Origin of the sequence: Flavobacterium sp. N2550 (assembly GCF_025947265.1) — a bacterium.
GTDB classification, from domain to species: domain Bacteria; phylum Bacteroidota; class Bacteroidia; order Flavobacteriales; family Flavobacteriaceae; genus Flavobacterium; species Flavobacterium endophyticum.
The window spans coordinates 3,302,980-3,318,623 of record NZ_CP110007.1; the positions used below are offsets into that span (position 1 = coordinate 3,302,980).

15 protein-coding genes are annotated in these 15,644 nt (G+C 36.7%); 12 read left to right on the forward strand and 3 right to left on the reverse strand.

Going from position 1 to position 15,644, the window contains the following annotated elements; all coding sequences use genetic code 11:
* Window positions 1-2: 2 nt before the first annotated feature.
* Window positions 3-1,178 carry a PepSY-associated TM helix domain-containing protein gene (locus OLM56_RS14590; RefSeq protein WP_264527502.1) on the forward strand — a complete coding sequence of 392 codons (1,176 nt, stop codon included), beginning with the start codon at window positions 3-5 and terminating at the stop codon, window positions 1,176-1,178.
* Here the strand turns inward: OLM56_RS14590 and OLM56_RS14595 are convergent.
* Window positions 1,168-1,524 (reverse strand): DUF983 domain-containing protein, encoded by a 357-nt coding sequence (locus OLM56_RS14595; protein ID WP_121374527.1) that lies wholly within the window; start codon window positions 1,522-1,524, stop codon window positions 1,168-1,170. The two genes, OLM56_RS14590 and OLM56_RS14595, sit on opposite strands and share 11 nt — an antisense overlap.
* 116 nt (window positions 1,525-1,640) lie before the next feature.
* On the opposite strand from OLM56_RS14595, the gene OLM56_RS14600 reads away from it, so the two are divergent.
* The 7 genes from OLM56_RS14600 (at window position 1,641) to OLM56_RS14630 (ending at window position 9,614) form a co-directional block, all read left to right on the forward strand.
* Window positions 1,641-2,513 carry a helix-turn-helix domain-containing protein gene (locus OLM56_RS14600; RefSeq protein ID WP_264527503.1) on the forward strand — a complete coding sequence of 291 codons (873 nt, stop codon included), beginning with the start codon at window positions 1,641-1,643 and terminating at the stop codon, window positions 2,511-2,513.
* 89 nt (window positions 2,514-2,602) lie between these two features.
* Complete coding sequence (locus OLM56_RS14605) at window positions 2,603-3,823, forward strand: hypothetical protein (RefSeq protein ID WP_264527504.1); 1,221 nt, start codon at window positions 2,603-2,605, stop codon at window positions 3,821-3,823.
* A 125-nt stretch (window positions 3,824-3,948) separates the two neighbouring features.
* A complete protein-coding gene (locus OLM56_RS14610; RefSeq protein WP_264527505.1) occupies window positions 3,949-5,175 on the forward strand; it encodes an RsmB/NOP family class I SAM-dependent RNA methyltransferase in 1,227 nt (408 codons plus the stop codon).
* 1 nt (window position 5,176) lies between these two features.
* Window positions 5,177-6,268, forward strand: coding sequence for an endonuclease (locus tag OLM56_RS14615; RefSeq protein ID WP_264527506.1), 1,092 nt, complete (start codon window positions 5,177-5,179; stop codon window positions 6,266-6,268).
* A gap of 133 nt (window positions 6,269-6,401) precedes the next feature.
* Entirely contained in the window at window positions 6,402-7,511 is a 1,110-nt protein-coding gene (locus OLM56_RS14620) for an endonuclease (protein WP_264527507.1), read from the forward strand.
* Between the two features lie 132 nt (window positions 7,512-7,643).
* Window positions 7,644-8,735: an endonuclease gene (locus tag OLM56_RS14625; protein ID WP_264527508.1), complete on the forward strand. Its 1,092-nt coding sequence runs from the start codon at window positions 7,644-7,646 to the stop codon at window positions 8,733-8,735.
* An 81-nt stretch (window positions 8,736-8,816) separates the two neighbouring features.
* Window positions 8,817-9,614 (forward strand): class I SAM-dependent methyltransferase, encoded by a 798-nt coding sequence (locus OLM56_RS14630; protein WP_264527509.1) that lies wholly within the window; start codon window positions 8,817-8,819, stop codon window positions 9,612-9,614.
* Between the two features lie 57 nt (window positions 9,615-9,671).
* Here the strand turns inward: OLM56_RS14630 and rho are convergent, their stop codons facing one another.
* A complete protein-coding gene (gene rho / locus OLM56_RS14635) occupies window positions 9,672-11,501 on the reverse strand; it encodes a transcription termination factor Rho (protein WP_264527510.1) in 1,830 nt (609 codons plus the stop codon).
* 187 nt (window positions 11,502-11,688) lie between these two features.
* Here rho and OLM56_RS14640 point away from each other — a divergent pair, with 187 nt between their 5' ends.
* From OLM56_RS14640 to OLM56_RS14655, 4 genes are all read left to right on the forward strand, one after another.
* A complete protein-coding gene (locus tag OLM56_RS14640) occupies window positions 11,689-12,099 on the forward strand; it encodes a DUF4293 domain-containing protein (RefSeq protein ID WP_121376184.1) in 411 nt (136 codons plus the stop codon).
* A gap of 162 nt (window positions 12,100-12,261) precedes the next feature.
* Complete coding sequence (locus tag OLM56_RS14645; protein WP_121374534.1) at window positions 12,262-12,921, forward strand: response regulator transcription factor; 660 nt, start codon at window positions 12,262-12,264, stop codon at window positions 12,919-12,921.
* A 17-nt stretch (window positions 12,922-12,938) separates the two neighbouring features.
* Window positions 12,939-13,256, forward strand: coding sequence for a hypothetical protein (locus OLM56_RS14650; protein WP_121374535.1), 318 nt, complete (start codon window positions 12,939-12,941; stop codon window positions 13,254-13,256).
* Window positions 13,237-15,015, forward strand: coding sequence for an ATP-binding protein (locus OLM56_RS14655; RefSeq protein WP_182492211.1), 1,779 nt, complete (start codon window positions 13,237-13,239; stop codon window positions 15,013-15,015). Before OLM56_RS14650 ends, OLM56_RS14655 begins: the two co-directional genes overlap by 20 nt.
* On the opposite strand, the gene OLM56_RS14660 is transcribed toward OLM56_RS14655, so the two are convergent.
* Window positions 15,012-15,509, reverse strand: coding sequence for a metallophosphoesterase family protein (locus tag OLM56_RS14660; protein ID WP_264527511.1), 498 nt, complete (start codon window positions 15,507-15,509; stop codon window positions 15,012-15,014). The two genes, OLM56_RS14655 and OLM56_RS14660, sit on opposite strands and share 4 nt — an antisense overlap.
* Window positions 15,510-15,644: the final 135 nt, after the last annotated feature.

Here is a 15,644-nt window from a genome sequence, read left to right on the forward strand (position 1 = left end):
CATTGGCAAAGAAAAACAAATACGGCTTTAAGCATTGGATTGGAAAAATACACCTCTGGCTCGGAATGGCTTCTGGCTCGATTGTTTTATTACTGTCCGTTACTGGATGTATTTATGTTTTTAGCGTTGAGATTACAGAAGCACTCCGCAAAGACGCAATGTATGTTTCGGAAGTAAAGCCGAATACGATTCCTATTTCAAAACTGTGGGACGATACGCAGCAAAAAATTGGCACCTCAATTAAAATTTCTAACGTAAAAGTCTCTAATAATCCTGAAAAAGCATGGATTTTTGGTTGCTACAAAGGAAATGACGATGCTATCACCTACTTCGGAGCAATCGACTATTACAAATCAATTTATGTAAATCCTTATTCTGGAGAAATTTTGGCTATTTACGACGAAGAAATGGACTTTTTCAACATCGTAAAATACATCCACTGGAGCTTATTGCTAGAAATAGGTCTTGGCCAGCAAATTGTAGGCTGGTCAACCTTTATTTTTGTGATAATGCTTATTACAGGAATCATTTTATGGTGGCCCAAAAACAAGGCGGCTCGTAAACAGCGGTTTAAATTCCAATGGAAAGAAACCACGAAGTGGAAACGAAAAAACTATGACATCCACAACATCTTTGGATTTTATATCGCTACCATTGCATTGATTATCGCCTTTACAGGAATGGTCTGGGCCTTCTCATGGTTTCACGATCTTGTTTATGTTGCAGGTTCTGGAACTACTAATCCGCCAGAAATAGTTACAAAAGAAGCACACAAAAATCTTCCGAAAATTTCCAATGTAATGGAAACTGCCTTAGAAAAAACAAAGTTGGCTTATCCCGATGCCGATGCTTTCAGTCTAGGAAAACCTGCGGATTCGTTAGCAACTGTCGATATTTACGTACAGCAAAATGAAAACACCTACTATGTTTCGCATCAGATGCGCTTTGCGCAGAAATCAGGAGAAATGCTGCTGAACAGAAATCATGCTGATAAGAATTTTGGTGAAAAACTAATCACCGCCAATTACGACATCCACGTTGGCGCGATACTAGGATTCCCTGGAAAAGTCTTAGCATTTATAGCTACTTTTATCTGCGGACTGCTTCCTGTTACTGGCTTTTTAATCTGGTATGGCCGAAAATTCAAGAAAAAAACAGCAAAGCCAATCAAACATTAGCCTTGCTATCAAACATATAAATCCAAAGCAGCCTTGAATACCTAAAATTAATCGTGCACAGCAAGAAAGCAGCTGCAACGATAAACAAAAGGCTGTGAACCAGACTGGTCACAAATAATCTTGAGATAAAAAAAGTAGCGACCATTTCGGCAACAGCAAGGCCGTAACTAACGTACATCGCACCAAAGAAATATCCTGGCTCTTTCACAAACTTATGCCCGCACTCTGAGCATTCAGGGTGCATTTCAGGCATTTGGAACAAAAATGGATTCCCGTTGGTTTTAAAAACTTTCCCTTTTCCGCAATTCGGACATTTATTCTGAATTACATTTTTTAAAAATGACATGACTTTATTGTTTTATTAGGACAAAGTTCAGAAATAAGACAAGCTTTCACAATAGAGTAAATACGCTAAAATTTGTAGTATTCGGACATTTTAAAATTTATTCGTATATTTATTCCATGGAAATGATTAGCGTTTTAGACATCAGCCAGCTCAAGCTGGACGAAGGACAAAAAGATTTTTTTGTCAATAGAATTCCTCCTCACATTTTAGAGAATCATAGCAAGATAACACGACCGCACAAGCATAATTCTTACTTGGCTATTCTTTTTACGAAAGGTTCTGGAAGGCACGAAATTGATTTCAATTCCTATGAAATCAAGCCCGGAAGCGTCTTTCTTTTGGCACCAGGAAAAACCCACCATTGGGAACTTTCAGAAGATATCGACGGTTATATTTTTTCGCATACTTCTGATTTCTATGATTTGCATTATTCACACAACAGAATGCACCAGTTCCCTTTTTTTTATTCGATTCAAAACACTCCTCATCTAGCTTTGGATGCAAAAAACAGCAAGAAAACGGAAGCTTTATTCCAAAAGCTTTTTGAAGAATATCACACCAAAAAGAATTTTCAGCAACAGCTTATCTTGAGCTATATTGATATTATTTACGTAGAATTATCGAGATTATATCTTGAGGAAAATACGCAGAAAATTATCCGATCCAATTCTTATTCTGAAAAATTCCAGCAATTTGAAGATTTGATTGAAAAAAATTATATCACAGAAAAGTCGCCTTCGCAATATGCTGATTGGATGAATATTAGTCCGAAACATTTAAACAGGATTACAAAAACCGTCATCGGAAAAACAGCTTCTGAAGTAATTTCAGACCGGATTATCTTAGAAGCAAAAAGAAGATTCTTGCACACAAAAAATAGTTTTTCGGCCATTGCCGAATCTTTGGGTTATGAGGATTATGCTTATTTTTCAAAATTATTTAAGAAAAGCTCAGGCCTTACTCCTACTGGGTTTTTAAAACTTTACTGATTGCCCTAAAAAATCTTGGCACAGATATTGGTTATTACAAATCAAAAGAAAAAAACATCAGTCAAGAACACTTAAAATAATTAGAAATCATGAAAACGAAATTAATAACATCTGCCCTCTTTGCATTTTTATTTGCAATTCAAATTCAGGCACAAGACAGGACAACCGTTACTGCCAACAGCAATGACATCAGTGACAACCTCGACTTAAAAGCCGTGGCTTCCATTTTTGGAGATTCTGAAGATTTGGCTGATTTTGAAAGAAGGCTGAACGACCCAAAAATACAGATTTCTAATCTTGACTTGAACGGCGACAATCAAGTAGATTACTTAAGAGTCATTGAAACCGTAGAAAACAATACCCACTTGATCATTATCCAATCGGTATTAGAGCGCGATGTGTATCAAGACGTTGCAACTATTGAAGTGGAGAGAGACGGCAATAATAACGTGCAGGTCCAAGTTGTAGGAGATGTCTATATGTACGGTACAAATTATATTTATGAGCCTGTATATGTTTCAAGACCCGTAATTTTTAATGTCTTTTGGACAAATTATTACAGACCTTACTATTCTCCTTGGTATTGGAGCTATTATCCGACTTACTATTATGCATGGAATCCTTATCCTGTTTACAGATACCACAGACATGTACACAACCATATCAACGTGCACAACCACTATAACTATGTAAGCACGAGAAGAAGCTCAAGAGCCGAGGCCATGTACACTACGAGACGTTCTAACGGATACGAAAGACAACACCCAGACAGATCGTTCACTCAGAGAAACAACAATGTGAGCAACAGACATGAATTAGTTCAAACCCGTCAAGGATCAACTAGAAACCAAGCTGTTACAGGAACTAGAGCTTCAAATGTAACTCGAAATACAACTACATCTGGAACTAGAAATTCTACAACGACGACAAGAAATAGTTCAAACACAAACAGGACATCAACTCAAACGAGAAATAATGATACCCGTACTTTGAATTCTTCAACAAGAAATACGACACGTTCAGAAAGCACTCCGGTTAGAGTAAACTCAACAACAAGAACAAGTCCTGCTCGAACAGAAGCGCCAGCAAGAGTCGAAAGCAATACGCGAACCAGCTCAACGCAAAGAACGCAAGCACCTACAAGGACAAACACGTCAAGAGCGGAAGCGCCGTCTCGAAATACAGCGCCTACAAATGTCAGCAGAGGCAATTCAGCACCTAGACAAAGTGCACCGCAACAGTCAAGAAGCAATGACGGAGGAAGTTCAAGAGGCAACTCTAGTTCTAGAGGCGGAGGCTCAAGAGGCTAAACCCTAATTTCACAAATAACAAAGGAGGCTCCAAAAAGGCCTCCTTTTTCATGCAATAACTCCGCATACAAACACATTGGCAAACAAGCAAAAAATGTGATACCTTTGCACATCAATTACATAAAATGAGATTACACAGAAATTTAGTTTATACAACTATCGATTCATTGAGCGCTATTTTCAATGACGGAGAATATGCAGATAAAGTCGTAGCAAGAGCTTTAAAAAAAGACAAGCGTTGGGGAAGCAGCGATAGAAAATTTGTAGCCGAAACCATTTATGATATCGTCCGCTGGAAAAGACTCTACATGGAAATCGCAGAAGTTAGAGAACCTTTTGACAGAGACAACCTTTGGAGAATTTTTGCAGTCTGGGCTGTACTTAGAGGATATCCGATTCCGGATTGGAGACAGCTTGAAGGAACTCCAGAGCGAAAAATAAAAGGCCGTTTTGATGAGCTTTCTAAAGTTCGAAAATATAAAGAATCTATTCCAGATTGGATGGACGAATTGGGCGTAAAAGAACTTGGCGAAGAACTATGGACTAAAGAAATTGCGGCACAAAACCAGCCAGCAAAAGTAATCTTGAGAGTCAACACGCTAAAAACCACCAAAGAAAAGCTTCGTGCTATTTTAATGGACCAAGACATAGAAACAGACTTCTTGAAAGACCAGCCAGATGCATTGGTATTGAAAGAAAGAGCCAACGTTTTCTTGACAGACGCTTTCAAGGAAGGTTTTTTTGAAGTACAAGATGCCAGTTCGCAATTAGTCGCTGCATTCTTGGATGTCAAACCTGGAATGAGAGTTGTCGATACCTGCGCTGGTGCAGGAGGAAAAACGCTTCACATGGCTTCATTGATGGAAAACAAAGGGCAGTTGATTGCTATGGATTTATATGAAAGCAAATTGAAGCAATTAAAGCTAAGAGCAAAAAGAAATGGTGCTTTTAATATCGAATACCGAATTATCGATACGACAAAAGTGATCAAGAAATTACATGAAAAAGCAGATAGAGTATTAATTGATGCGCCATGCAGCGGTTTAGGAGTCTTAAAAAGAAATCCTGATGCGAAATGGAAACTACAGCCTGAATTTATTGACAATATCAGAAAAGTACAAGCTGAAGTTTTAGAAAACTATTCCAAAATAGTAAAGCCGGGAGGAAAAATGGTGTATGCTACGTGTTCTATCTTACCCTCTGAAAATCAAGAACAAGTTAAACGTTTCTTAACAACGGATATAGGGAAAAACTTTACCTTTGTCAAAGATACGAAGATCTTGGCGTCGGAGTCAGGATTTGATGGATTCTACATGGCGTTGTTTGAACGAAAAGAAGAAAAAAAATCATAACATGAAGAAAAATTACACTTTCTTATTCCTGCTCTTTGCCGCAATCGGATTTGCACAAGCTCCGGCAGGTTATTATAATTCTGCTACGGGTACTGGATATACTCTAAAAACACAGCTTTATAACATTATAAAAAATCACAATGATCGTGGTTATGCTGGTTTATACACGACGTACCAAACTTCTGATGTAAAGCCGAATGGCAAGGTTTGGGATATGTATTCTAATTGCGATTTTACTTTTGGCCCAGTTACAAGCGGCGGTAATCAAGACAATGGAACCGATCCTGCAGGACAAGAGTGTGTGTTTTTTAACCGTGAGCATACCGTTCCGCAAAGTTATTTTGGTAATTCTACCTTGCCAATGTATGCAGATGCACATTTCGTATTGCCTACAGATAAAGTTGTCAATGCAAAAAGAGACGATTATCCGTTTGGAGTTGTACAAAATGCGTCATGGACGTCTATAAATGGATCAAAACTAGGAAACAACCTAAATTCTGGGTATTCTGCAGGATATAGCGCTACTGTTTTTGAGCCTATTGATGAATATAAAGGTGATTTTGCACGATTGCTTTTTTATTTTGCAACACGATATGAAACGCAACTGGCAGGCTTCTATACTTCCTCTTCTTCTACATCAAAAGTAATGTTTGATGGTTCAAGCGGAAGGGCCTTCTCTCCTACTTTTTTAAACATTTTACTGACTTGGAATCAGCAAGATCCGGTTAGCGCTAAAGAAATTGCAAGAAACAATGCCATTTATGCACGCCAAAATAACAGAAATCCTTACATCGACAATAATGCCTATGTAACTGCAGTTTGGGGAACTCCGTTGTCCATTCCTGCTTATGAATCTTTAGCAGCGATTGCAGTATATCCAAATCCTTCCAACAATCACAAGATCAATATTGATTCAGAAGTACAATTGGACGAAATACAGCTGATAAACATCAACGGGCAGATCATGCAACAAATCAAGAATCCGTCATCACAAAGCAATACCTATACTTTAGAAAATCTTCCTTCTGGATTTTATTTCTTAAAGCTGACTTCTGATAGCCAATCGACAACAAAAAAAGTAATCATAAACTAATTGCTTTTTACATATAAATCTTACAAAATGCCTGATTGTCAAAATTTCAGGCATTTTTTTATTTGATTATTGCGTTAAATTTTAAAATTCTATTGGCAAAACAAATTACATTTGTCGTCCAAAATTTAATTTAATGAAAAACTTTTACGCTTTTGCACTATTGCTTACAGTGGCCCTTGGCTACGGCCAAATTCCAACCGGATATTACAATAATGCTACAGGTACAGGCTATGCCTTAAAAACCCAATTAAAAACAATCATCTCCAACGGCCACAATCCCAAGTCCTATGATGCCTTATGGACATTATACCAAAACACGGCATATAAGGATCATTACTACGAAAACGACAATACTTTGCTAGATGTCTATTCTGAGAAACCTGGAGGTACAGATTCTTATACTTTTTCAGTGCCTTCTGATCAATGCGGAAGTTATACTGGCGAAGGTAGCTGCTATAATAGAGAACATGTTATTCCTAAATCTTATTTTGCTTCTGCCGCCCCTATGTATTCTGATGCGCACCATCTTTTTCCAACAGACGGATATGTCAACAACAAGCGCGACAATTTCCCTTTTGGAAAAGTAGGAACTGCAACATGGGCATCTACAAATGGATCAAAATTAGGCCCTAATCTTAATTCTGGCTATTCTGCAGGATTTACCGGAACTGTTTTTGAACCTATAGACGAATTCAAAGGTGATATTGCAAGAGCTTATTTTTATTTTGCTACCAGATATGAAAGCAACATGCCCAGCCTTTATACAAATGCTCCGTCAACAACAGAAGTAAAGGCAATGTTTGACGGTTCAAGCAATAGAGTTTTTTCTAGCACTTTTCTAAACATTCTACTGACATGGCATCAGCAAGATCCCGTAAGCCCACGAGAAATTGCTATCAACAATGCAATCTATACCCACCAAGGAAATAGAAATCCTTATATTGATCATCCAGAATATGTCAATACAGTTTGGGGGAATGCTCTTTTTACTCCTTCTTTTGATACTTTATCTATAATTGCTGTATATCCAAATCCATCGAACAATCATAGGATAAATATCGATTCAGAAGTACAATTGGACGAAATTCAATTGGTAAACATCAATGGGCAAGTTATGCAAGAAATCAAGAATCCGGCGGCACAGAGCAACACCTATACTGTGGAAAATATTCCTTCTGGGTTTTATTTCTTGAGACTGACTTCTGATAGCCAATCTACAACAAAGAAAGTAATCATAAACTAATTGCTTTTTACATATAAATCTTACAAAATGCCTGATTGTTAAATTTCAGGCATTTTTTTATTCGATTATTACGTTAATTTTAAAATTCTATTGGTAAAACAAATTACATTTGTCGTCCAAAATTTAATTTTAATGAAAAACTTTTACTCTTTTGCAATGATGCTTTCCGCTTCATTTGCATTTGCGCAAGCTGGTGCCCCTGCCTCTTATTATAATGGAGTCGATTTCAGTCAGACTGGAAATACTTTGAAGACAGCTCTTGCACAAAAAATTACCACTACCCACACCAAAACTTTAAGTTATGACGATGCTGAACAAGCCATCCAAATAATTGACCTTGATCCGCAAGACGCAACAAATACCAATGTCTTGCTTCTGTATGGATTCAGCAATAATATATGTCCTTCATCACAAGCAGACGATAACGATCACAGACGAAGAAATAAAAATAGCGATGGCGGTGGCGCTACCTGCCAATGGAACAGAGAGCACACGTATGCCAAATCTTTAGGAACACCGGCTTTAGGAACTTCCGGGCCTGGTGCAGATGCTCACCATTTAAGAGCGTCTGATGTACAAAGAAATGGCGATAGAGGTAGTGAAAAATTCGTAGCAGGATCTGGAAATTCACGTGATATAACTTCTTTGACATGGTATCCTGGCGACGAATGGAAAGGCGATGTTGCCCGAATGATGATGTATATGTATCTTAGATATGGCAATCGCTGCTTGCCAAAAAATGTTGGCGTTGGCACAGCAGTAGCAAGCGATTCCAACATGATTGATTTGTTCCTTCAATGGAATGCCGAAGATCCTGTTTCGCAATATGAAGACAACCGTAATACTTATTTAGGTAATGCGAGCAATACTTATGGTCAAGGAAACAGAAATCCTTTTATTGACAATCCGTATTTGGCAACATTAATTTGGGGAGGTCCTGCAGCTGAAAATCGTTGGCCGTCGCTTTCTACTCCAGATTTCAACCCGCTTTCTGCTGTTGCAGTTTATCCAAATCCATCAAATGACCACAAAATCAATATCAATTCTGATATGGTTCTGGATGGAATCCAGCTGATAAATATCAACGGACAGATTGTGCAGGAAATTAAGAATCCGGCATCTCAAGGAAATACATATACTTTAGAAAACTTACCTTCTGGGTTTTATTTCTTAAAGTTAGCCTCTAATAATCAGTCAGCTACCAAAAAAGTAATTATAAACTAATTTTTTTAGCTTTAGAATACAAAGCCTTTCTGATGGTTCAGAAAGGCTTTTTTTATATATTTATGCAAAATAAATTTTACGATGGAAGAAAATTACTTAGATATAAACAGAGAAACTTGGAATGAAAAAACTGATATCCACATCGATTCTGAATTTTATGACCAGAAAAGTTTTTTAGAAGGAAAGAATTCCTTGAATTCGATTGAGTTGGATTTGCTGGGAAGCCTTAAAGATAAAAAAGTACTGCATTTGCAATGTCATTTTGGTCAAGATACCTTATCATTGTCAAGATTGGGTGCCAAAGCAACAGGTGTTGATTTATCAGACAAAGCAATTGCTAGAGCAAGAGAAACGGCAGAAAAATTAGGTATTGACACTCAATTTATAAACTGCGATATCTATAGCCTTCCTGATCATCTTGATGAAGAATTTGATATTGTTTTTACCAGCTACGGAACCATCGGTTGGCTGCCTGACTTAGATAGATGGGCAAAAGTCATCCACAAATTCCTAAAACCTGATGGCAAATTTTTATTGGTAGATTTCCATCCAGTCGTATGGATGTTTGATGATGATTTTGACAAGATAGGCTATAATTACTTCAAAGATGAGCCTATAATTGAAACCGTAAACGGAACTTACGCGGATAAAAATGCGCCTGTAGCCCTAAAGACAGTCAATTGGAATCATTCCATTAGTGAAATTCTCAACAGCCTTATCCAAAACAAGTTAGAAATAGGTTCTTTTGACGAATACGATTATTCACCTTATGATTGCTTCAACAAGACAGAAGAATTTGAACCCAAGAAATATCGTATCCAACACATAGGAAACAAGATCCCTATGGTGTATGCTGTAGTCGCAACCAAAAAACAATAGGCATAAAAAAACTCCAATTCGCAAATTGGAGTTTTTTATTATTTAAATTTCGACGAATTAGTCATTCATCGAAATCAGGAATTCTTCATTATTTCTTGTCTTCTTGAAACGATCGTTGATAAAGTCCATCGCTTCAACCGGATTCATGTCAGCCAAATACTTACGCATGATCCACATTCTTTGAATCGTTCCTTCATCCAAAAGCAGGTCGTCTCTTCTCGTACTTGAAGAAGTAAGATCGATTGCTGGGAAAATACGCTTGTTCGCAATTTTTCTATCCAATTGCAATTCCATATTTCCAGTTCCTTTAAATTCTTCAAAGATCACCTCGTCCATTTTAGAACCTGTTTCGGTCAGAGCCGTTGCGATAATACTTAGAGAACCGCCATTTTCAATATTTCTTGCAGCACCAAAGAAACGTTTTGGTTTCTGAAGTGCATTAGCATCAACACCACCGCTCAATACCTTTCCTGAAGCTGGCTGTACCGTATTATAAGCTCTTGCTAAACGCGTAATAGAATCTAAAAGAATCACTACATCATGACCGCACTCTACCAACCTTTTTGCTTTTTCCAAAACAATATTGGCTACTTTTACGTGCCTGTCAGCTGGTTCATCAAACGTAGAAGCGATAACTTCTCCTCTAACACTTCGTTGCATATCAGTTACCTCTTCTGGTCTTTCGTCAATCAGTAATACGATTAAGTATACTTCTGGATGGTTTGCAGCAATTGTATTGGCAATATCCTTCAAAAGCATGGTCTTACCTGTTTTTGGCTGCGCAACAATCATACCTCTTTGTCCTTTTCCGATTGGAGAGAACAAATCGATGATTCTTGTAGAAATAGAGCTTTGTTTTCCTGCCAGATTGAACTTTTCTTCTGGGAAAAGTGGCGTCAGATGCTCAAAAGAAACTCGGTCTCTAACAACCTGCGGATCGTGTCCGTTAATTTTTAGGACTCTTACTAGCGGAAAATATTTTTCTCCTTCTTTCGGCGGGCGGACAACACCTTTTACCGTGTCCCCTGTTTTCAATCCAAAAAGGCGTATTTGCGAAGTAGAAAGATAAATATCATCAGGCGAAGCTAAATAGTTATAATCTGATGAACGCAAAAATCCATACCCATCAGGCATCATTTCTAGAACGCCTTCACTTTCAATTATACCATCAAATTCAAAATCAGCATCTCTAAAATTGACTTTTTTGTTGCCTTTGAAATTTGGATTTGTATTACCGTTCGGATTCGAATTTGGGTTTTGGTTAGGATTTTGGTTCCCGTTTCCATTAGGATTATTTTTTTGGTTCGGATTCAGCTTTGGGTTTTGCTGTTGCGGTTGTTTTGCCTGTTTTTCAATATTCTTTTCAACGGGAATATTTTCTGTCTCAACAGCTGGCTGTGTCGCTACAGCTGTCTCGTCTGTATTATTTTCAGCGATTTCCTCAGAAACGGCTTGCGGTTTATCAAAATTATTTTTCTTGAATTTTATCAGCTTTCGTTCTTTTTGAACTGGCGGTACTGCCGCATCGGGAGTAGTATTAATAGCTGGTTTTGGAGTAATTGCAGGTTTTGCTATAGGTTTCCTTTTTTCTTGAATGGGTAATTCTTCTGCTGGAGTCGGATTAGGTTCAGAAAAAAGGGTATTGTTATCTTCTTTTACAATTTTCGGTTTTTTTTCCGGAAGTATTCTGGTTCTCTTTGATTTGGTTTCTCCAGTTTCAGCCGACGGAGCAGGAGAAATAACTTCAGGGTTTGCTGCTTGATAATCCAGTATTTGATAAATCAAGGCTTCTTTTTTTACTCCGTTAATCTTTATTTTTTTGGTTGCTTTCGCAATATCTTGAAGCTCAGACAGCTTCATTTCTTTTAATACAGAAATATCAAACATGAATGTTATTTGAATTAATTGTTTGGAATCTTTGAAGAGTAGTTGTGATTGTAATTTTTTTCGAAATGGATGATCCGCTAAATGAAGTGCTTACGGATTACTTATGCAATAATACGAATAAATTTTTATCATGCAATAGTATTTATGAAAAAGAAAATATATTTTTGTGGAACAAAACAAAGAATTAATGATTCAGAGAATCCAGACTATTTATCTACTGATTGCCTTTATTATTATGGGAATATTGCCTTTTGTTTTTCCATTAGAAACTTCTTCTGCTGGTCAAAAAACATTTGCAATGGATCACATGTCGGATATGATTTTGTTTGGCTTGAGTGCTGCTCTTTCCCTAATTACTATTTTTTTGTTTAAAAATCGAAAACTGCAATTTGTCTTGGGCAGATTGAACATCATATTAAATTTAATTTTATTAGGATTATTTGTATATCATTCACTAAGCTTATCCGGAGAGGTGGCGACCTCAGAGAAGGGTATTGGGATGTTTCTACCTATTTTTTCTATCGTTTTTTTAGTGCTTGCAAACAAAGCCATAAAAAAGGATGAAGATCTCGTAAAATCTGTGGATCGATTGAGATAAACCTATAAACTTAGTTTTATTTAGTGCGTAAAAAAGCCTGGACTGTGTTCAGGCTTTTTTTGTATTTCATCGATTTTTATCGCATTTCGTAAGGTAAATTAAATTCTTGTGGCATTACTTCAAAAAAAAAAGTTAAATTTGGTTAAGCCAATTTCCCCATAAATGGACACAAAAATAAGAATATATCTAGCTGACGATCACCAAGTTCTGATTGACGGAATGCTTTCTATGCTGAAGACAAATAAGAGATTTGAGGTGGCCGGATACTCCCTAAACGGTGAAAATCTAGTTGAAGATGTCTTAAAAAACAAGGCAGACGTACTTGTTATGGACATTAACATGCCTAAAAAAGACGGCATTGAAGTACTGCGTGAATTTTCTGTAAAAGGTTTTTGCTGCAAGGTCATCATCCTCTCCAGCTATGATGACGTGAAAATCATAAAAGAAGTATTGAAACTAGGCGCTAATGGATATCTTAGTAAACAAAGTGCCGGAGAAAATATTATTGAAGCTATAAATGCAGTCGCAAATGGCGAAGAATATTTCTCGCAATCCATACGCGACCGGATTTTTGACTCGTTTTCTAAAATCCCACAGCAGAGTTACATCAGCGAAGCCATGCCGCTTTCTTCAATTACAGAAAGGGAATTGGAAGTACTGAAACTCATCACAATGGAATATAGCGGAACACAGATTGGAGAAGAGCTGAATATCAGCACCAATACCGTTGAAACCCACCGGAAAAACTTAATAAAGAAACTCAATGTGAAAACCACAATTGGGTTGGTAAAATATGCCTTGAAACATAACTTAATTAATTAACCTATAAATCAGTAATTATGTCACTATTTTTAAAAAACTATGGAGTTGGAAAAGATGAAGAATCCTTTAAAGTAGCTTTTCAAATTCCAATTAACTGCGAGTATACCACTTATTTAGATCCTTATGATGTTAACATCATCGCGGTTACCTTAAAGCCATACGAAAAAGATCCTTCACCAGAGTTTGTACTTTATGAAGAGTCTTATACTTGTATTGACAATGTATTAACTGTAGATTTCGAACTGCCTGATGGTAATTCTAACGGAGGAGGAGGCCTTGGTGATCCTGTAACTAAAAAACCGAGACTTAGGATAGATGATCTTAAAATGGACTAATTTCAAATTTCCGTTTTGGACAATACTGCTATTCTTTACTTTTTCTGGATTTGCCATTACTCAAAATAAAACTCAAGACTCTTTATCTTACTATATTGAGAACAAAGACTATCTGAAAGGATTAAAATATTCGAGAGAAAAGTCAAAATTTTATCTAGAAAACAAAGATTACAAAAAGTATTGCGATGTCAGCCTCAAAAAGGCTGACATCTATTTTATGCTTAACGATAATCAAAAATCCTTTGAGACGTTATTTAAAGCATTAAAAATTGCCGAAGAGCACAATATCACAAAATCTAGAATGGAAATCTTAGAAGATATTGGGCATCGTTATGCCTCTATCCGAAATTATGATAAGGCAAAAAACTATTACTACAAATCTCTTTCTATAGGCCGAAAAAACAAGCTTATAAACCAAAATTCCTTTATATACCAAAGGCTTTTCAAAGTCCATATCATGACTAATTCCGATAGTGCTTTTTACTATATGGAAAAAATCATGAAAAGTGCCAAAGAATTAAATGACCCGAATGAATTAGCCTTCAGCTATAATAATTATTACAGCTATTACATTACAAATCAGAAATACCATCTGGCCAGAAAATACTTGGATTCTTCTATGTATTACTCTGAAAAGTCAAACAATATCAGGCAAATTTGTACTGCATTGAGCAATTTGGGCTATCATTATCTCGTCGTCGAAAAAAACTACAAAAAAGGTATCGAGCAATACCTAAAATCGTTGGCTATAAACCCAAAAGATACTATCTCTCAAGAGGTCGGAGATACTTATCTCAACCTGTCATACGGTTACGAAATGGTCGGCGATTATAAAAATGCCATCGATTACATGAATAAATATTTTCATGTCAACGAGACTATTTATGAAGACAATATAAAGCGAGCTATCTCTGACGTTGAAACAAAGTATAAAATTGAGAAAATCGAAAATGAAAACAAGGAAAAGCAACGGTTACTAGAAGAAAAGCAAAAAAATAACCAAAAGATAATCTTGATTTTTATTGCACTTTTTGCCTTCAGTACTATCTTATTCTATTTCTTCTATCAAAATTTAAGGCTTAAGCAAAAAAATAAATTTATAGAATTTGACAGGCAGATTAAACAGAATATAATCAACGCAACAATCGACGGACAAGAAATCGAGCGAAAAAATATTGCTACTATATTACATGACAGCATCAGTGCACTCTTGTCATCTGCCGGACTTCATCTTTCTGCCTATAGTGCAAACAATCCTACTGAACATTCGGAAGAGATACAAAAGACAAGGGCCATTCTAAAAGAAGCACATGACAATGTAAGAGACCTATCGCATGAATTGATTCCGCCATTGTTAGCCAAATTTGGGATTTTCCATGCTTTGCAGGATTTATGCGAAAAAAATTCCAATTCGATTCTCCAATTCGAATATTCAAGCTATGTGCCACAGGGAAAACGCTACAATGAAGAATTTGAAATGCGTGTCTATTTTATCATCGCAGAGCTTTTCAATAATATCATGAAACATAGCAAAGCTTCAAAGGCGTATATCACTTTAGAAGAAAACGGCGACCAGCTCTTGATAACGATTGAAGACGATGGTAAAGGATTCGACACCAGCAAAGAACTCTCCAGCGATGGTTTTGGACTTACACAGATAAAATCTAGGATAAAACATTTGAAAGGTAGCATTACCATCAACTCAAAAATAAACGCGGGAACGCTAATTTATATCAAGATACAAATTTCGAAAGCTTAAGGCTTCTTCCCTATCTCAATCACTTCTAAATCTTTGATTTTATCGCCTTCAATTACAAAACGAAGCATTGTCCGTACTTGATGAAAACCATGGATTCCGCAAGCGCCTGGATTCATATGGAGCAGGTTTAATTTTTTATCAAACATTACTTTCAATATATGGGAATGTCCGGTAATAAAAAGTTTAGGTGGATTTATTGCAATCTCGTTTTTGATAGCAGGGCTATATTTTCCAGGATATCCTCCGATATGAGTAATCCATACATCGACATCTTCGCACATAAACCTATTGTGGAGCGGAAATTCCATTCTTGCTTTGTCGCCGTCAATATTTCCAAAAACAGCACGCAGGGGCTTATGCTTTTTTAGAGTATCCGTCACGTTCAAATCTCCGATATCACCTGCATGCCATACCTCATCAGCCTGATCGACATACTTTAAGATTGTATCGTCAATATGACCATGCGTATCAGAAAGCAAAAGAATTTTTCTCATCAATTTTTAAATTATATCTGGGTAAAATTACAAAGTTTCCGTTTCTAAAGCCGAAGATCCGATGTTTTAGTTCATAACTTTTAAGAAAAAATTGAAACTTTGCATCCCAACTTATAACTATCTTTGTTCTTCAAA